The 18,144-nt window shown below is 67.4% G+C and carries 18 protein-coding genes; 8 read left to right on the top strand and 10 right to left on the bottom strand.

The window, feature by feature from the left end; all coding sequences use genetic code 11:
- Nucleotides 1–38 precede the first annotated feature (38 nt).
- On the bottom strand, nt 39–2,327 hold the full coding sequence (locus MTY59_RS07160) for a heavy metal translocating P-type ATPase (RefSeq protein ID WP_221045057.1): 2,289 nt from the start codon (nt 2,325–2,327) through the stop codon (nt 39–41).
- Nucleotides 2,324–2,536, bottom strand: coding sequence for a heavy-metal-associated domain-containing protein (locus MTY59_RS07155; RefSeq protein WP_221045056.1), 213 nt, complete (start codon nt 2,534–2,536; stop codon nt 2,324–2,326). The genes MTY59_RS07160 and MTY59_RS07155 overlap by 4 nt, the downstream gene beginning before the upstream one ends.
- A gap of 183 nt (nt 2,537–2,719) precedes the next feature.
- Between MTY59_RS07155 and MTY59_RS07150 the strand changes: the two genes are divergently transcribed.
- Nucleotides 2,720–3,190, top strand: a complete 471-nt coding sequence (locus tag MTY59_RS07150; RefSeq protein WP_221045055.1) for an SRPBCC family protein — start codon at nt 2,720–2,722, stop codon at nt 3,188–3,190.
- On the opposite strand, the gene MTY59_RS07145 is transcribed toward MTY59_RS07150, so the two are convergent.
- Nucleotides 3,191–3,751 (bottom strand): pyridoxamine 5'-phosphate oxidase family protein, encoded by a 561-nt coding sequence (locus tag MTY59_RS07145; RefSeq protein WP_221045054.1) that lies wholly within the window; start codon nt 3,749–3,751, stop codon nt 3,191–3,193.
- A gap of 162 nt (nt 3,752–3,913) precedes the next feature.
- Here MTY59_RS07145 and MTY59_RS07140 point away from each other — a divergent pair, with 162 nt between their 5' ends.
- Together MTY59_RS07140 and MTY59_RS07135 are read left to right on the top strand one after the other, a co-directional pair.
- The gene (locus MTY59_RS07140; protein WP_221046302.1) at nt 3,914–4,528 is read left to right on the top strand and encodes a TetR/AcrR family transcriptional regulator; all 615 of its coding nucleotides are present in this window, start codon (nt 3,914–3,916) and stop codon (nt 4,526–4,528) included.
- 68 nt (nt 4,529–4,596) lie between these two features.
- Nucleotides 4,597–5,082, top strand: coding sequence for a DUF417 family protein (locus MTY59_RS07135; protein ID WP_221045053.1), 486 nt, complete (start codon nt 4,597–4,599; stop codon nt 5,080–5,082).
- On the opposite strand, the gene MTY59_RS07130 is transcribed toward MTY59_RS07135, so the two are convergent.
- On the bottom strand, nt 5,044–5,670 hold the full coding sequence (locus MTY59_RS07130; RefSeq protein ID WP_221045052.1) for a TetR/AcrR family transcriptional regulator: 627 nt from the start codon (nt 5,668–5,670) through the stop codon (nt 5,044–5,046). The genes MTY59_RS07135 and MTY59_RS07130 overlap by 39 nt on opposite strands.
- Before the next feature lie 128 nt (nt 5,671–5,798).
- Here MTY59_RS07130 and MTY59_RS07125 point away from each other — a divergent pair, with 128 nt between their 5' ends.
- The 3 genes from MTY59_RS07125 to MTY59_RS07115 all read left to right on the top strand — a co-directional run bounded on the left by MTY59_RS07125 (nt 5,799) and on the right by MTY59_RS07115 (nt 9,889).
- Nucleotides 5,799–6,419, top strand: a complete 621-nt coding sequence (locus tag MTY59_RS07125; RefSeq protein ID WP_221046301.1) for a TetR/AcrR family transcriptional regulator — start codon at nt 5,799–5,801, stop codon at nt 6,417–6,419.
- Nucleotides 6,420–6,509: 90 nt separating this feature from the next.
- A complete protein-coding gene (locus tag MTY59_RS07120) occupies nt 6,510–8,309 on the top strand; it encodes a flavin-containing monooxygenase (RefSeq protein WP_221045051.1) in 1,800 nt (599 codons plus the stop codon).
- Entirely contained in the window at nt 8,306–9,889 is a 1,584-nt protein-coding gene (locus MTY59_RS07115) for a flavin-containing monooxygenase (protein ID WP_221045050.1), read from the top strand. The genes MTY59_RS07120 and MTY59_RS07115 overlap by 4 nt, the downstream gene beginning before the upstream one ends.
- Nucleotides 9,890–9,950: 61 nt before the next feature.
- Here the strand turns inward: MTY59_RS07115 and MTY59_RS27645 are convergent, their stop codons facing one another.
- Together MTY59_RS27645 and MTY59_RS27640 are read right to left on the bottom strand one after the other, a co-directional pair.
- The gene (locus MTY59_RS27645) at nt 9,951–10,316 is read right to left on the bottom strand and encodes a DUF2252 family protein (protein ID WP_284145687.1); all 366 of its coding nucleotides are present in this window, start codon (nt 10,314–10,316) and stop codon (nt 9,951–9,953) included.
- Complete coding sequence (locus MTY59_RS27640; protein ID WP_284145686.1) at nt 10,309–11,568, bottom strand: DUF2252 family protein; 1,260 nt, start codon at nt 11,566–11,568, stop codon at nt 10,309–10,311. Before MTY59_RS27640 ends, MTY59_RS27645 begins: the two co-directional genes overlap by 8 nt.
- On the opposite strand from MTY59_RS27640, the gene MTY59_RS07105 reads away from it, so the two are divergent.
- Entirely contained in the window at nt 11,507–12,580 is a 1,074-nt protein-coding gene (locus tag MTY59_RS07105) for a sulfate ABC transporter substrate-binding protein (protein ID WP_250160735.1), read from the top strand. The two genes, MTY59_RS27640 and MTY59_RS07105, sit on opposite strands and share 62 nt — an antisense overlap.
- Nucleotides 12,581–12,598: 18 nt before the next feature.
- Nucleotides 12,599–14,374, top strand: coding sequence for a SulP family inorganic anion transporter (locus tag MTY59_RS07100; protein WP_221045048.1), 1,776 nt, complete (start codon nt 12,599–12,601; stop codon nt 14,372–14,374).
- On the opposite strand, the gene MTY59_RS07095 is transcribed toward MTY59_RS07100, so the two are convergent.
- The 4 genes from MTY59_RS07095 to MTY59_RS07080 form a co-directional block, all read right to left on the bottom strand.
- Entirely contained in the window at nt 14,371–15,207 is an 837-nt protein-coding gene (locus MTY59_RS07095) for an SDR family oxidoreductase (protein ID WP_221045047.1), read from the bottom strand. The genes MTY59_RS07100 and MTY59_RS07095 overlap by 4 nt on opposite strands.
- Before the next feature lie 65 nt (nt 15,208–15,272).
- Nucleotides 15,273–16,577, bottom strand: a complete 1,305-nt coding sequence (locus MTY59_RS07090; protein WP_221045046.1) for a sodium/calcium exchanger protein — start codon at nt 16,575–16,577, stop codon at nt 15,273–15,275.
- Nucleotides 16,578–16,825: 248 nt separating this feature from the next.
- Complete coding sequence (locus MTY59_RS07085; RefSeq protein ID WP_221045045.1) at nt 16,826–17,644, bottom strand: SDR family NAD(P)-dependent oxidoreductase; 819 nt, start codon at nt 17,642–17,644, stop codon at nt 16,826–16,828.
- Entirely contained in the window at nt 17,645–18,058 is a 414-nt protein-coding gene (locus MTY59_RS07080; RefSeq protein ID WP_221045044.1) for a nuclear transport factor 2 family protein, read from the bottom strand. It abuts the gene before it with no gap.
- Nucleotides 18,059–18,144: the final 86 nt, after the last annotated feature.

Below are 18,144 nucleotides of genomic sequence, written 5' to 3'. Positions count from 1 at the left end.
GTGGGCCGACCAGATGCGCGCGGACCGGGATCCGCTGCTCATGCGTGGTCGATGACGCTGGTGAACGAGCGCAGCCGCAGGCTGTTGCCGACGACGAGAAGGCTCGAGGCCGCCATCGCGGCACCGGCGAACATCGGGTTGAGCATGCCGAGCGCGGCCAGGGGGATCGCGGCCAGGTTGTATCCGAAGGCCCACACCAGGTTGGTCTTGATGGTGGCCAGCGTTCGCCGGGACAACCGGATCGCGTCGACGGCGGCACGCAGGTCACCGCGCATCACCGTGAGGTCGGCGGCCTGGATCGCGACGTCGGTGCCGGTGCCCATGGCCAGGCCCAGGTCGGCGGCGGCCAATGCCGCGGCGTCGTTGATGCCGTCACCGACCATGGCGACCACCTTGCCCTCGGATTGCAGGCGTTTGACGGCGGCGACCTTGTCGGCGGGCGTCGCGTCGGCGATGACCTGCGCGATGCCGAGTTCGTCGGCGATGTGGGCGGCGACGGCGGTGTTGTCCCCGGTCAGCAGCACCGGGGTCAGGCCCTGGCTGGTGAACTGCCGCACCGCCTCCGCGCTGGACGGTTTGACGGTGTCGGCGACCACCAGGATGCCTTGGGCCAGGCCGTCCCAGCCGACGGCGACGGCGGTCTTGCCCGCGGTCTCGGCGCGGTTTTTGGCCTCCGAGAGGGCCGCGTCGAGGCGAATTCCGCATTCGGTCAGCAGGCTCTCGCGCCCGACGACGACCGCGCGACCGTCGACCGTGCCCCGCACACCCTTGCCGTTGACCTCGGTGAAGTCGGCAGGTGCCGGCAGCGCGCCGAGTTGCGCCGCGGCACCCCGGGCGATTGCTCGCGCGACGGGATGCTCGGAGGCGTCTTCCAGGGCGCCGGCGTAGCGCAACAGGGTGGTGCGGTCGGTCCCGATCGCGGCGATCGCGTCGACCAGGGTCATCTTGCCGGTGGTGACGGTGCCCGTCTTGTCGAGCACGATCGTGTCGACCTTGCGGGTCGACTCCAGCACCTCGGGCCCGTTGATGAGCACGCCGAGCTGAGCGGCGCGGCCGGTGCCGACCAGCAGGGCGGTCGGGGTTGCCAGCCCGAGGGCGCACGGGCAGGCGATGATGAGCACCGCGACGGCGGCGGTCAGGGCGGTGGTGAGCGTGAAGCCCGCCGCGAGCCAGCCGGCCAGGGTCGCCACTGCCAGCCCCATCACCAAGGGCACGAACACGCCCGAGACGCGGTCGGCGAGACGCTGTACCCGGGCCTTGCCGGATTGGGCCCGCTCGACAAGCCTGGCCAGCTGCGCGAGCTGGGTGTCGTCACCGATCCCGGTGGCCCGGACGACGAGCCGACCGCCCGCGTTGACGGTCGCGCCGGTGACGGCGTCACCCTCGCCGACCTCGGCCGGGACGGACTCGCCGGTCAGCATGGAGGCGTCCACTGCCGACGAACCCGCGACGACGATCCCGTCGGTGGCGATCCGTTCGCCGGGACGCACGACGAACTCGTCGCCGACCGCGAGCCGTTCGATGGGCACGCGGGTCTCGCTGCCTTCGTGCAGCACAGCGACGTCCTTGGCGCCCAGCGTCAGCAGCGTGCGCAGCGCGGCGCCGGCCGCCCGCTTGGACCGCCTTTCGAAATAGCGCCCGGCGAGGACGAACAAGGTCACGCCCGCGGCGACTTCGAAATAGGCGTGGCACGGGGCGCCGTCGCGCCCGACGGTCAGCTCGAAGTCGTGCTGCATGCCCGGCCGGCCCGCTGACCCGAGCAACAGGGCGTAGACGGACCACAGGAAAGCCGCCACGGTGCCGAGCGAGACCAGGGTGTCCATGGTGGCCACGCCGTGTTTGAGGTTGGTCCAGGCCGCCGCGTGGAACGGCCGGCCGCACCACACGACGACCGGTGTGGTCAGGGCCAGCGAAAGCCAGTGCCAGTGCGGGAATTGCAGGGCGGGAAGCATGGCCATGGCGATGACCGGGCCGGCCAGCGCGATCGCGGTGACCAGACGCCGGCGCAGCGAGGTCAGTTCGGGGTCATCCGGCGCCGCCCCGTCCCGGGCGGGCTCCGGCACGCGCCGCGGCACGACGGCCCGGTAGCCGGCCTTTTCGATCTCGCCGATGAGAATCCGTGCGTCGTAACCGGCGGGGGCCGTCACGGCGGCCTTCTCGGTGGCGTAGTTGACGGTGGCGGCGACGCCGTCGAGCTTGTTCAGTTTCTTCTCGATCCGGGCCGCGCAGGCGGCGCAGGTCATCCCGGTGACGTCTAGCTCGATCAGAGGTGATGCGGGGTTATCGGGTAGGGCGCCCTCGTCGATCTGCCGTGGGGGCGTGCTCATGCGACCAAGACGGCCTCATAGCCGGCCTCGTCGACAGCGCCGAGGACGGCGTCCGCGTCGATGGGTTGTGCGCTGGTGACGACGAGCTTGCCCGTGGCGGCGCTGACCGCCACGTCGTCGATGCCCGGGATCTGGGCAACCTCGCTGCGGACCGCGGCCTCGCAGTGGCCGCAGCTCATTCCGCTCACCTGATATTCGCTGGTGGGCATGCCGCTCCTTCTCGATCCCCCGGCAGTCTTGACCACACCATTCTGCCTGCTGGCGGAGCGGCCTATTGCCGCAGGTGCGAGCCGCCGCGGGTGGACCAGATGTGCCCGTCACCGGTGTGGGACCCGAACATCACCGATCCACAGAACCAGACTGGATTACCCTGCCGGTAGCGGAAGGACATCATGACCGTCACTGTCGTCGACCGGGGGCCCCGCCAGGTGAGCCGCAGGGTCGAGGTGGCCGCCCCGGCCGCGGAACTGTTTGGCTTGGTCGCCGACCCACGCCGTCACCACGAGCTGGACGGGTCGGGCACGGTGCGCAACAACATCACCGTGCCGGCACACCTGGTTGAGGGCTCGAAGTTTTCGACGCACATGAAGATGTTCGGCCTGCCCTACCGGATCACCAGCACGATCACCGCACTGACGCAGAACGAAGTCATCGAATGGCGCCACCCGTTGGGTCACCGCTGGCGGTGGGAATTCGAGAAGCTGTCGCCGACGCTGACCCAGGTCACCGAGACCTTTGACTACCGCGATGCGGGCGCGCTCAAGAACAAGCTGAACTACTACGAGCGGATGGGCTTCGCAAAGGCGAACGCGAGGGGCATCGAAGCGACGCTGGGCAAGCTGCGCGATCGCTACGCGGGGTGATCAGTCCGCCGCCGGATCGGCTGCGTCCCAAGGCATCACGCCGGAGACCCAATGGCTTAGCTCTTGGACTTGGTCGTTGCGGTGCAGATGGCGCGGCGGCGTTGCGAAGGTGGAGTAGGGCCGGCAACGGATGACCACGCGATTCTCGCGTTCGCACATTTCCCGGATGTGCGGCCGGGCCTCGTCGCCGAGCGGTTGGCCGGACATCCGGCCGCCGACGGCCATCATCACGTCGACCGCCAGATCCCGGTCTTGGTCGATGGTGGCGTCGGCGTAGACCTGCAGATACGCGAACGGCCAGCGCTCGTCGAGGACGCACAGGCTCACCTTGGGATCGCGTTGCACGATGCGGGCCTTGCCACGGCCGGCCATGGTGGAGACCAGCAATTCACCGGCGTCGGTGGGGACGTAGTACACGATCGACATCGCCGGGCCGTCGTTGCGGCGGCGGTAGCCGAACACGCAGGTGCGATGAGTGCGCACGAACTCGCGTCGTTCGGAGGGGAGCATGTCGCGGTCGGTGGGCGCAGTGAAGGGCTCTGCCGCCAGGGGGAGAAGCATGGCGAATGTTCCTTGCTGTCAAGGTGGTTGATCAATCCGTTATTTATGGATACAGTGTCTCCGTAATGTACGAAGTTGTCAAGCGGCATGAGCGCCACGGTGGGTGATGTGAGCGACAGCGACCGGTCGCAGAGCCGTTCTCGTGGCCGCCCGGCCCTGCCGGTGGACCGCATCCTGACCACGGCCGTCGAACTCGTCGACGAACGGGGGTCCGAGGCACTGTCGATGCGCTCGCTGGCACAGCGCCTGGAGTCGGGTACGGCCACGCTGTACCGCCACTTCTCCAATCGGTCACAGTTGGTATCCCAGGTGATCGACCACATCCTCGGCGAGGTCGACCTCGATGCGGACGAGCTCGCCGCACTGCCGTGGCAAGACGCCTGTACGTTGTTCGCGCAGCACATGTTCGACGCACTGAGCCGGCACGGCAATATCGCGCCCCTGTTGATCGAATACACCCCGACGGGACCGAACGCGTTGGCCAACCGCGAGCGCTGCCTGGCCATCCTGCTCGACAACGGCATCCCACCGGCGGTTGCGGCCCGCGCGTACGCGACGCTCGCCCGCTACGTTCTGGGCTTTGCCATACAGCTTTCCGGCGCCGAGACGGACGGCGGCGAACGAGACGCCGAACTCTCCGCGGCGTTTCACCGGCTCGATCCGTCCCGCTTTCCCGCGACGGTCACCGTCGCCGACGACCTGCCCGTCCCGCTGGCCGACGAATTCGCTTTCGGGTTACGGCTCATCGTCGCGGGCCTCGAGCGGTTGCGGAATTGAACGCGAACGTGTCCTGAACCGTGGGTTGGGTGGATGCCAGTTTTGTTCTCTCGAAAGGACTTCGCCCGATGATCGATCACACCCTGGCGCCATCGGCGGCGCCGGCGCTGACCCGGTGGGGCCGCCTCGTCAGCCGCTACGGCCTGGTGCTCGTCCTGGCGTGGATCGGAGTGGGCAAGTACGTGAAAATGGAATCCCGCGTGCTCATCCAGCACAGCCCGTTGATGAGCTGGGTCTACGACGTCTTCAGCTTCACCTTCGTCGCGCGCGCACTCGGGACGATGGAAATCGTTGCCGCCCTTCTCATCGCGCTGCGGCCGCTGTGGCCGCTGGTCTCGGCCGCGGGCAGCGCCCTGGCGGTGGTGCTGTTCTTGGGCACGGTGAGTTTTCTGTTCACCACTCCCGGAGTGGTCATGACGTACGCCCACGGCTTCCCGGTGCTCTCTGCGCTCCCCGGCCAGTTTCTGCTCAAGGATCTGGTCTTGCTCGGCGTCGCGTTGTGGACGTTGGGCGAGTCATTGGCGGCGGTCGGTAAAGAGCGTTCCCCGCAGTAGTCCCTTGGCCGAATCGAGCGTCGCGGCGTAGGCGCCCGGGTCGAGGCTGGCCGCCCGTTCCGTCAGACCGCGCGCCAGCGCATGGATCGCATTCACCGCGGCGCGCGGCTCGGTCCCGCCGGGCAGCACGCCTTGCGCGCGGGCGTCACTGATGATCTCAGTGATGGTGTCGCGCAACGCTTTCGGCCCGCGGCGCCGCGTCCGGTTGCCGTGTTCGTGGCCGATCACGCCCATCGCGCGTTCGAAGGCGGCCAGGTCGGGATAGTCGCGCATCAACCGGCTCGACTCGTCGAGCACCGCGGCGAGGCGATCGACGACGTTCTCGGCCCCGGCGGCGGCGTCCCGCAGCCGGGGGAGTGCGATCCGGTCGATCTCGCTGACGGTGGCCTCGAGCAACTCGGATTTGTTCACGAAGTAGTGATACAAGCTGGCGCTGGTCATGTCCGCGGCGCGGGCGATCTCACGAATCGTCGCGCGAGTGTGCCCGGCCTCGGCCACACAGCGCATTGCCGCGGCGATGATCCGTGCCCGGGTCTGCTCGGCATCGGCGCCCACCGGCCGGCCCAATTGCGGCCCAGCGACGGTCATTCCGCGCCTCGGGTCCGTTGATCACGCACCGCGCACCTCCGCGCCAGCATCAAATCGATCGTCCGATTATATTCGATATGTCGGAACCATCGGCCGACGGACAGGATGCGAGCAGTGCAGGCAGCACCGTGACGCGGGCCCAACGCGGGCGCCCGGTCGGTGCCAGCGGCGAGGAGACGCGCCGGCGGATCGTCGCCGCCACCATGCGGTGCGTGGCCACGGTCGGTTACGCGCGCGCGACGATTCGTGAGATCGCCCGCACCGCGGACGTGTCCAGTGCGAGCCTCTACAACTACTTCCCGAACAAGTCCGAGCTTATGAATGCTGCGGTGGCCGCGCGGACCGACATCGCGGTGCCGCGACTGCGCCGGGCGGCCGCCCGGCCGGGCGACGCGATCGCGCGACTGGAAGCGGTCCTCGACGAGTCGGGCCGACTGATGCGCGAGTACCCCGACCTGGCGGCGTTCGAGTGGGTGATCCGGGCGGAGAACGCGATCGCCGTCGACGCCACGGCGACGAGCGGGTTTCAGGCGTTCCGCGAAATCATCGACTCCATCGTCGAAGACGCGGTCCGCGAGGGCGGGCTCGCCCGCGGTGCGGACCGGCGCGGCGTCGCCGAGGCGATCTACGCGCTGATCTACGGCCTGACCGAGTCGGCGGCCACGCTCGCGCCCGAGGACTATCACGCGGCGCTGGTGTCGGCCAGAGACCTGATCCGGGGCACCCTGCTCGCGGCGTCACGGGCATAGCCGCCGGTAGACGGCCGTTTGCGCGGACGCGCCCTTGATATGATCAAGCGATTGATTATAAGGTCGAGGCCACGGAGAGGAACCGAGGTCGTGACTGAGACCGTTGGCCGGGCGCTTGACGTCGACGCGCTGCGACGCAAGTACGCCGAAGAACGCGCGCGCCGCATTCGCCCCGACGGCATCGCCCAGTACGTCGAGATTGCGGGCGCGTTCGCCCGGTTCGCCGACGACCCGTGGGCCAACGGGGATCACGCCCGCGAGCCGCTCACCGACGAGGTGGACGTCGCCATCGTGGGCGCCGGGTTCGGCGGGCTGTTGACCGGGGCACGGCTACGTCAACTCGGCGTCGAAAGGGTGCGGTTGATCGATCGGGCGGCCGACGTCGGCGGAACCTGGTATTGGAACCGTTATCCCGGAATCGCTTGTGACGTCGAGTCGTATGTGTACATGCCTCTGCTAGAGGAGCTCGGCTACACGCCCACCGAGAAGTATGCGAAGGGCTCGGAGATTTTCGCGCATTGCCGTCGGATCGCAGAGCACTACGACCTCTACCGTGACGCCTGCCTGCAGACCGATGTGCGGGAAATCCGTTGGGATTCAGCGAGATCGCGGTGGATCATCCGTACCGACCGGGGTGACGAAATGCGCGCCAGGTTCGTGTCGATGGCCAACGGCTACCAGGCCAAACCGAAGCTGCCGGGCATCGACGGACTCGGCGCCTTCCGCGGGCATGCCTTCCACACCAGCCGGTGGGATTATGCCTACACCGGCGCGCAGCTCCAGCATCTGGCCGACAAGCGCGTCGGCATCATCGGCACCGGCGCCACGGCGATCCAGTGCGTACCGCACCTCGCCGCTGCCGCCGGACGGCTCTACGTCTTTCAGCGCACGCCCTCCTCGGTGGACGTGCGGGCCAACCGCGCCACGGATCCGCAGTGGGCCAACGCGTTACAGCCCGGCTGGCAGCGCGAGCGGATACAGAATTTCCAGATCCTCACCGCCGGAGGTCAAGCCGACCAGGACCTGGTCGCCGATGCCTGGACGAGCATCACCCGCAAGCTGCCGGTCATGCGTCACGACGGAGACGGCCTGGCCGATCCCGAACAGCGCGGCCGTGACATCGAGCTGGCCGACTTCGCCAAAATGGATGAGATCCGCGCGCGCGTCGCCGCGATCGTCAGCGATCCCGCCACCGCCGAAGCACTCAAACCGTGGTACGGGTACTTCTGCAAACGTCCCTGCTTCCACGACGAGTATCTGCAGACCTTCAACCGGGACAACGTCACCCTGGTGGACACCCGCGGGCGCGGGGTGCAGCGGATCACCGAAACCGGCGCGGTGGTCGACGGCGTGACCTACGAGCTCGACTGCCTGATCTTCGCAACGGGTTTCGAGGTGGGCACCGATTACTGTCGCCGCACCGGATTCGAGTTGATCGGTCGTGACGGCGTGACGCTGACCGAACATTGGGACGACGGGGTGCGCACCTTCCAGGGCCTGTGCACGACCAAATTCCCGAACTGCTTCATCGAAAGCATCGCCCAGGCCGGCCTGACGGTGAACTTCCCATACCTGCTCGACGTGCAGGCCGGCCACGTCGCCTGGATCATCGCGACCGCACTCGCCGACGGCATCACCGAAATCGAGGTCGCACCCGAAGCCGAAGCCGGCTGGGTCGACACGGTGGTGGCCCGCTCGGTCGCGAGCGCCGAGCGCGCCAAGACATGTACGCCCGGCTATTACAACCGGGAAGGCAAGGCCGACGGTAAGACTCGACAGGGCAGCTTCTTCTTCGGCGCACCAACCGAGTACGCCGACATCCTGCAGCAGTGGCGGGCCGACGGCGACCTGAAAGGCCTACTGGTCCGCCGCGCGGGGGACCGACCATGACGAGCCGAAAAGCCGGAGCGCTCTACGCCATTGGGCGGATGCGGGCGGCGACACGGCGCCGGCGCGCGCCGAAGGTGGCCATCATCGGCGCCGGCTTCGGCGGGCTGGGCGCGGCCGTGGCGCTGCGCCGCGCGGGCATCGACGACCTGGTGATCATCGAGGGCGCCGACGGCGTCGGTGGCACCTGGCGGCGCAACACCTATCCCGGCGCAGCCTGCGATATTCAGAGCCACCTGTACTCGTTTTCCTTCGCCCCCAACACATCCTGGAGCCGGACCTACGCGAGGCAGCCCGAAATATTGGCCTACCTGGAATCCGTCGCCGACGATTTCGACCTGCGTCGCCATCTCCTGCTCGGCACCACGGTGCGCTCCGTGCGCTGGGACCCGCATGCCGGCGCGTGGCATTGCGAGCTGGAGCGCGACGGTCAGCCGGCCATGCTGACCGCCGACGTCGTCGTGTGTGCGGTCGGCCTGTTCGGCTCCGCCAAGCTCCCCGATATCGACGGGCTGCGCGACTTCACCGGCCCGGTGCTGCACACCGCCGCATGGGATCACAACCTCGATCTGGCCGGCCGGACCGTCGCGGTGATCGGCACCGGCGCCAGCGGGGTACAGCTGGTGCCCGAGCTGGCGAAGACCGCTGGTCGCGTCACGGTCTTCCAGCGCACCCCACCGTGGATGGTCCCCAAGGACGACCGTCCTTACAGCGCAACGGAATTGGCCCGCTTCAAGCGCAGCCCCCTGGCGGTGCGGCGTACCCGCTGGCAGATCTGGAAGTTCCAGCACGACAACACCGCGACCTTTGCCGACGATCCCGTGGTGATGGCGCGCACGCAGATCGCGGCATCGTTCCTGGGCCGTACGGTGGATGACGAACCGCTGCGCCGGGCGCTGACGCCGGACTACCCGTTCCGCTGTAAGCGGGTGCTGCTGGGCGACGACTATTACCGGGCCTTGCAGTGCGACAACGTCGAGCTGGTCACGGACCCCATCGCGCGCATCGGCCCGCCCTCGGTGATCACCGCGTCGGGCGCGGAAGTCGACGTCGACGCCATCGTGCTGGCCACCGGTTTCGAAACATCCCGCTACCTGTCCGGCATCGACGTCGTCGGCGCCGGCGGGCGCAAGCTGCACGAGCACTGGGGTGACGACCCGTGCGCCTACCTTGGGGTCGCGGTCAGCGGATTCCCGAACTTCTTCATGCTCTACGGCCCTAACACCAATCAGGGCGGTAACTCCATCGTCTACATCCTCGAGGCCGGGGCGCGGCTGGTTGCCAGCGCGGTAACCCGGCTGGCGCGCCGCGGTGGATACCTCGACGTGCGCCGGGAGGCCGAAAAGCGTTACAACGACGCGCTTTCCGCGGACCTGGCGCGCACCATCTGGACGCAGTGCGACAGCTACTTCCGATCACCGTCCGGCCGGATCGTCACCCAGTGGCCGTACACCGAGCTGGAGTACGCGCGCCGGACCTGGCGGGTTCGCCGACGAGATTGGCTGCACCACGTCGGGGCGCCGAACGACCGGACGACGCCAACCGACACCGAAGCCGATAACCGCGAACCAATTGGCCGGTAACTAGGTCGAGCAACACGATCGGCCGTTTGAACATGTGGCGGAGCCACGCCCCAGCGGGCCCTCAGCGTGCGGGATCGTCGGCGACCTCGATATCGCCGGCCGCTGCCGCGGCGCGCAACTGGTGAAAGTCATCAAGTGATTTGTCGGCGTAGGCATACGACCAATCGGCCACCGCGTCGTGCACGGCGCTACTGGTGCCGACATATCCCCGCAGGATGGACGCGTTCGCACTCTGCGCGTGTGCTCGGGCCAGCAGCACCGCACAGGCAAGGACGTATTCGGCGAAGATCGAGGCCGACATGCCTTCGGTGTCGATGCTGCCCTTCATGTCGTGGAACTGCCGGACGTAGTAGTCGCGGCCGTCCTTGCGGGTCGTCCCCAGGAACACATCTGACATCGCCTGCAAGATCAGCTGACCGTCAATCACGCGCACGCCCTGGCCGTTGGCCTCGACCGCCGCCGTGAGGACGACCGGCTGCGGGCCAACCGCCGTATTCGTCGAGCACCGATCGAGTGGCCTCTTTGATCTGCATGATCAGCGGCGTTCCGTTGGGGCCGACCAGGATGACCAGGTAGCACCGGGTGCCGACGCTGCCGACGCCGACGACGCGCAGCGCGATGTCGGTGATGCGATAATGCGACAGCAACAACGCCACGTCGGCCGGAACCGCGGCCAGATATTCCTGAACCGACTCGATCAAGGGGGCTTCGATGTCCTCCTCGACGTGCTGCAGGACGGGAGGATCCTCGCGCAGGCGCGGGGTTCCATCTGCGCCGGTTTCCATGATCTGCTTGAAGACTCGCTCCGACGTTCGCGTGCGCGCCCGGGAAATCGTCTTTTGAATCACCGCCTGCAGACCCTTGGACACTGTCCCGGTGTAGCGCTCGGGTTCCACCCGTAGGTAGTAGCGGTCCAGAACATTCATCTCCTCGAGCATCGCCTCGAGGCTGGTTTGATAGCCCGTCAGCGCCTCTTCGACACAGCGGCGGATGGCCTTGCCCGGGTATCCAGCGTGACGACCACCGATGATCGCGCTGGTGATCAGGCGCTTGACGTCCCACTCCGCGGGTGCGACGGCGGCCTCATCGAAGTCGTTCAGGTCGAAGACGATTGAGCGATGAGGGGCGGCGTACAGGCCGAAATTCGACACGTGCGCGTCGCCGCAGCACATGATTTCGATCCCGCTGGACGGGCTTGCGGCCAGGTCGGCGGCCATGACCGCCGCCGAACCTCGGTAAAAGGAAAATGGGTCGGCGAGCATGCGGGCAAATCGGAGCGGAACGAGTTCTGTTAGCCGATCGGCGTTTTGGGCGACGAGAATTTCGGTGGCTGTTCGCGTGGATGGCGTCAGCTGCGCGAGCGACCGCCGGGGGGCGGCCTTGCGCAGCGCCCGGCCGCGTGCCAGGTCCTCGCTTGGAACCTCGACGTCGATCAAGCGATCACGCAACGGGCGTTGCGGCATTTGACCAGCATAATCACCGCGGCAGGCATTTACGTCACGCTGATTCTCATGGCTGTCGCCGGGTGGCCCGATCGTTAACATTCTCAAAAATGTTCGGTGCCACACGGGGCTGTTTGGCACATCATCATGATCGGTGATGGGAGGTGTGGCTGGCGTGGTGAAACTGCTATCACCCGGTGCGGCCCGCCCGTCGCTGCGCCTGCCCTGGCTGAGCATCCTCGGCGTCCTGGCCATCGTCGCCGCCACGACCGCGATCGTGCTGAAAAACCTCCCGACGGGTGGTTCGAACGAAGTCCTCAATGTCTCCTACGACCCGACGCGCGAGTTGTATGCCGCGCTGGACAAGGAATTTGTCGCGGATTACCGCACGCACAACGGAACGACGCTGACCATCAAGGAATCTCACGGCGGCTCGGGACGCCAGCTCCGCAGCGTGCTGGACGGCAGCCAAAAAGCAAGCGTGGTGTCGCTGGCGCTGATCAGTGACATCGACACGCTCAGCAAGCGGGGCCTGATCGCCGGCAACTGGCAACAGCGGCTTCCCAACGCCTCGGTGCCCTACACGTCGACCATCGTCTTCGTCGTCCGCAAGGGCAATCCCAAGGGAATTCTCGACTGGCCCGATCTGATCAACCCGGACGTGGCCGTGGTGTCGCCGAACCCACGGACGTCCGGCAACGGTCAGCTGAGCGTCCTGGCGGCCTGGGGCTCGGTCACCACCCGCGGCGGCACCCCGACACGGGCGGCCGCCTACGTGAAGTCGCTACTGCAGCACGTCGCCGTCTCCGACGGCGGAGCCCGCGGCGCCGGAGACAGTTTCGCACTGGCCAAGATCGGCGATGTCCAGCTGACGTGGGAGAACGAGGCGCTGCGTGAGGTCGCCGCGAACAAGGACGACCTGGAACTGGTCTATCCGCCGGTCAGCATCCTCGCCGAGCCCGCGGTCGCGTGGGTCGACGCGAACCTGACCGATCCCCAGACGGCGGCCCACGCGAAGGCCTACCTCGATTACCTGTTCACCGATGCCGCCCAGGAACAGGTGGCGCGATTCGGGTATCGGCCCTACAAGCCGGCGATCCTGGCCAGGCACGCCGATCGGCTGCGCCCGCTGACGTTGTTTCCGATCAGCGCCATCGCCAAGGACTGGAGCGACGCCCGGGAACAGTTCTTCGGCACCAACGGAATTCTGGACACGATCTCGGTGCCGGGCGCGGCGTCGGGCGCTTAGCGGAAAGACGTCGAAAACGTGGGTGTGCGTGTGAATTACGATCTGGTGAAGGGCCGCCATGATGTGATCGCCGGCCTGACCGTCGCCGCCATTTCATTCCCCCAGGCGATGGCCTATGCCCTGATCGCCGGGGTGGACCCGAGATTCGGCGTCTACTCGGCGATCGTCGTGACCGTCGTCGCCTCGATCTTCGGGTCGTCCTCGCACCTGATCAACGGGCCGACCAGCGCCATCTCGCTGCTGGTGTTCACGGCGCTGGCCTTCATCGACTCGGAAAATTCCAAGGAACTCTTCGAGGCGCTCTTCCTGCTGGCGGTGCTGGTCGGCGCATTCCAGATCGTGATCGGCCTGTTCAAGCTCGGCAACCTCACCCGCTACATTTCCGAGTCGGTCATCATCGGCTTCATGGCGGCCGCGGCCTTCCTGCTCGCGATCGGGCAACTGGGCAACGCGCTGGGCGTGCGCGACAAGGGCAACGGTCACATGCAGGTGCTGCGCCGCGTCTGGCTCACCCTGACCCACGGCGACCACATCAATTACCGCGCACTGACATTGAGTGCGGCGGCGGTGATCGTGGCCGTCGTGCTGCGCAAGCTGGTGCAGCGCTACGGATGGCCGCAGGTCGACATGCTCGCGGTGCTCATCATCACCGCACTCATCGCATACCTCACCGGTTGGTCGACCCCGGGCCCGGGTGGGCACACCGCGGTGTCGGTGGCCGCCAGGATCCCGCGGAGTCTGCCAGGACCGCATGTGCCCGAGGTCCACACGGAGTGGCTGCCGCATCTGTCGACGGGTGCACTCGCCATCGCCTTCGTCGGCATCATCGAGGCGCTGTCGATCGCCAAAGCCATTGCCTACCAGACACAGCAAAAGATCGACTACAACCGCCAGATCATGGCCGAAGGCCTGGCCAACCTGACCGGCGGGTTCTTTCAGAGCCTGCCCGGCTCGGGCTCCCTGTCGCGGTCGGCAATCAACTTCCAGTCCGGCGCCGCGACACGGTTCTCCGGAATCGTGTCGGCCGCAACGGTTGCCGCGGCCCTGCTGCTGTTCGCCCCGCTGTTGCGCTACGTTCCGCAGCCCGCGCTGGCCGGGCTGCTGCTCGTCACGGCCGCGCGCCTGGTCGACTTCAAGCGCTTGGTCTACACCCTCAAGGCGTCCCGCTACGACGCCGGACTGGTGATCGTCACCGCCTTCACCGGCATCGCCGTCGACCTCGACAAGTCGGTCCTGCTCGGGGTGGTCCTGTCCATCCTGCTGTTCGTGCCGCGGGCGGCCAAGCTGAAGTCCAAGGAGCTCGTCGTCACACCCGAACGCGTGGTCCGCGAACGCATTCCGGGCGACTCAGCGGATCCCTCCATCGTCATCTACGACCTTGAAGGCGAGTTGTTCTTCGGCGCCGCACCGGAATTGGACCGGTACCTGACCGGGATCAGCCGACGCGTCGCCGAGGGCGATATCGCCTTCGTGGTGTTACGGCTCAAGCGGGTGCGTCACCCGGATGTGGTCTGCATCGAGCGGATCGAGCATTTCCTGCGCGAGGTGACCGAGCGTGGCGTTACCGTCCTGCTCGCCGGGGTCCGCCCCGACACGCTTGGCGTCCTGAACAATGTCGGCTTCCGGAGTTGGTTCCCCGCCGAGCAGGTCTTCCCAGAGGAGGACGAGGAATTCTCGGCCACCCTGAAGGCGGTTCGCTACGCGCACAACAGGCTGGCCGACCTCAAAGTCAAGGAGCCCTTCACCAGCGCGCCCGAACTCGCCCCGCACTCCGAGCTCTACTACCTGGTCTAGCCGGCGGCGGACATCCTGGCGCGTTCGGTCATGGAGGCGATCACGCCGCCGTCGTTGAGAATGTCTGTGCCGGTGAGGTATCCGGCCTTCTCGCTGGCGCAGAAGGCGAGCAGCTCGGCCATCTCTTCCGGCTTGCCCCACCGCGGGACGGCGGCGTTGGCAACCATCGCGCCCGCTCCGGCCTGCTCCTCGAGCCGGCCCATCTCGGTGTCGATCGACCCCGGTGACACCGAGACGATGCGCAGCCCGCGGGCGTTGAAGCGCTCCGCCTGCGACTGGCTGTACCACTTCACGAAGCTCTTGCTGATGGCGTAGGCGAGACCGGATCGCGCCTCCTCGGGGGCGATGCCGCACGCCGCCAGCATCGCGTCCATGAAGGCTTCGGTGTCGTTGAGCGCTTGCGGAAATTGTTCTGCCGGAATGATTTCGGCGGGCAGCATGTGCGCCGCCATCGATGCGACGTTCACGATCACCGCGCCCTCGCCGGCGACCGCAAAGAACTCCTCGTTGACGTTGACGGTGCCGACGGCGTTGGTCCGCATGACGTAATCGGCGGCACCCATGCTCGGGCTGACGCCCGCGGTATGGATGACGGAGACGACCGTCCCGAGGCCGGTTGCGGTGCCGAGCATGTCCGCGACGGCGCGTCGGTCAGTGACGTCGCAGTCGACGGCCGTCGCGGCGATCCCGAGGTCTTGCAGGGCGGTGGCCGCGGCCGCCAGCCGGGCCTGCCTGACGTCGCACAGCACCAGGGTGTGGTCGTGGCCGACGATTTTCGCCGTGGCCACGCCCATGCCGCCCGCGCCGCCTGTGATCACCGACACTCGAGTCATAACTGGACCGTATACGCCGCGTGCTGTCGAACGCGGGCGCGGGGGCGGTGACGGCGCGCCGGAGCCTACCGCGGGTGGGCGGGGCCTTGTGGTTCGTGGTGGGGATGACCGCTGTGCCGGATCGCCGTGCCGAAGAACGGCGCCCGGACGGTGGCAACCAGGTGGCGACGATTGATGATCAGCCCGGCGACGGCCACCGCGAGGTAGACACCGCAGAGCAGCAGCCGGCCCTGCGTCGTGAAGATCGGGAACTGGACCACGAACAGACCCAGCAGGGTGCACGCGGCGGACCGGTGGAATCGCAGCGCCAAGATCAGCGCCACCCCCATCATCGTCTGCGTCGCGGTGAGCAGCACCTCCTCCACCTGCCGGGAGTCGAGGTGCAGGGAGATCCCGCCGCCGCCCAGCAGGTGGGCGATGGGCAAAGACCCGATCAGCAGGGTCCACTGGTTGACTTTGGAGGAGATCAGCGTGGCGATGGCCGCCGTGCCCTTGCCACGAGTGGCGAAGATGGTCGCGATGATGAATTCGGGCGCTTCGGACGCCAGCGGGGCCAGCCACTGCACAAGCAGGAAGCGGTTGATGCCGAGTTCGGTGCCGGCGGCAACCAGGTTGTCGGCGAACGGCTTGGCGCACAGCAGGATCACCGCGCCCGACACCAGGAACAGTCCCACCACGGCGACGCGCCGCCGGCGGTCGGGCAGGTCGCCCAACGCGGCCGCGGTGCCGATCAGGTCGGGCTCTTCGACGTCGCCGTGGCTGATCTTGTAGAGGTAGAACCCGAACCAGGCCAGCAACGCCAGCCCCAGCCCGAGATGGATCTGCCCGCTCGCCGGGATCACGAACGCCAGGACGCCGGCGATCAACAGGAATCCGAGTTCGACCCGGTTTGCTGGCTCCAGCGTCAGGCCGGTGGTCTTCCCCGAGCCGGACTTGCGCGCGACCAGGATGCTCACCAGCACCACGACCGGCCAGCCCAGACCCATCAACAATCGGTTGGACCCGGTCATGTTGGCGGCGGCGTACTGCGTGTAATCAGGATTGTGGCCGGACACGTAGGCGTAGTAGAGGTCGACGGCGTATTCGGGCAGCACCGCGATCAGTGCGAGCAGCGCCGTGGCCAGCCCGCCGGAGACGTCGATCTGCGCGGCCTCGGCCGCCCACGCCAGCAGGAAGCTCGCCGCCACCACCGCGGCCCCGAAGATCAGCAGGGCGAGCACCGCGCCGGTGCGCAGGCCCGCGATGCGGACGACCACGGCCGGAAGGATGAATGCGCCGGTGATCAAGCCGGAGCGGGTCAAGGTGAGCCGCCGCCAGCGTGCCGTCGTCGCGACGGTGGCTGCGGGCCGGTCTATGGCGAGCATCGTCATCCTTCGCGCTGGCGATCGGGCGGCTGCTTCGGCTCGTGTGTCGTGGTGAACCGGTTACCCAAGGTACCCGCAGTGGCGGGGGTCAGCAACGCGGCGGGTTCGCGAACACAGCGGCGCATCCGAACCCATATTTGCTGCCCAGGGTATCGCGGACGCAAAAGTTAGGTTGCCCTGATTTGGAACTTTGGCAAACCTCGCCGACATCCATACGACGCACAGCGAACGCCCGAAGTTCCCGCCGGTTGCGGCTATGCGCCTGGTCCCATGGCCGCCGCGGCGGCCTGCGCGAACAGCTCAACCGCCTGTTTGCGGCTCAGCGATGCCAACAGCTGCGCCGCGGCGCGCATGGTGTCGCCCACCATCAGGGTGGGGCCGTTGCCGAGGTTCTCGAACGCCTCGGCGACGACGTCGGACACGGCCGCCGCGTCTGGAGGCACCTCGTCGGGGGACCCGATCAGACCGCGGGCGTATTCGAGTTCGCGCAATGCCGGTGTGTTGGTCTTGCCCAGGATGAGGCCCAACACGTCGACGCCCTTGTCGTGGAGTTCGGCCCACAGCGCCTCGGCGAAGACCATGTCGAACGCCTTCGATGCGCCGTAGGCGACCATGTTCGCCCCGCCGGCCAGCCCGGCCCCGGAACCGAAGATGACGATGCCGCCGCTGCCTCGCTCCACCATCGCGGGTGCGTAGTGGTGACATAACTGCATGGGCACCATGCAGTTGCGTTGCACCATCGCCTCGGCCGCTTCGATCGGATTGGCAAGGAAGGGCTCGAAATTGGGGTCGGCACCGGCGCAGTACACGACCGTGCCGATCTCCAAGTCGCCGGTTGCCGCGGCGACCGCCGCGGCGGCGCCCGGCTCAGCGAGATCGATTGCAAGGGTACGGGTTTGCGCCGGCGTCTTTGTCTCGATGTCGTCCGCGACGCGGTCGAGCACAGCTTGCCGGCGCGCCAGCAGTACCACGTTCACGCCGCGCTCGGCGAGCCCTTCGGCGAACGCCGCGCCCACACCATCGGAGGCGCCGGCCACCAATGCCCAGGGGCCGTATTTCGTCGCGAATGTCATTTATCCGCCTCCGATCGTCGTGATGCGAACCTGCGTGTAGCGCCGGCGGGCGATGCGCCATCCCGCCGGCGTGCGGACGATGTCGTCGTCGTAGAATCCGATCGCGTTGACACCAGAGTTGTTGTCGCCGGACATGATCAGGCCGTCGACGTAGGTGCATGCGGTGGCTTTGTCGCCGTCGAGGGTGATGGCCTGGTTGGTCAGGCGGTGCAGCGTGTGTCCCGCCAGCGCGTGCACCTGCTCCATGAAATCAGCGACGGCGTCGACGCCGTCCCAGGTGCCGATCTCGCCGTAGTCCAGTCGGCAGTCGTCGGTGAAGACGGTGCGAAACAGCGTCCAGTCGCGCCGGTCGATCCCCGTGGCATAGCGCACCAGCAGTTCGGAGATGTCTTGCCGGTCATCGTGTGCGGTCACTGGTTGCCTCCATTCGGACGGACGGTTGGTCCGGGGTTCGGCGGCTTGCGAACCGGTCATCGGCCAACCAGCAACACGACAGCACG

It is taken from the genome of Mycobacterium senriense (assembly GCF_019668465.1).
Lineage (GTDB): Bacteria > Actinomycetota > Actinomycetes > Mycobacteriales > Mycobacteriaceae > Mycobacterium > Mycobacterium senriense.
Note: the sequence above shows the minus strand (reverse complement) of the source record. Positions and strands in the feature narration are given on the sequence as shown.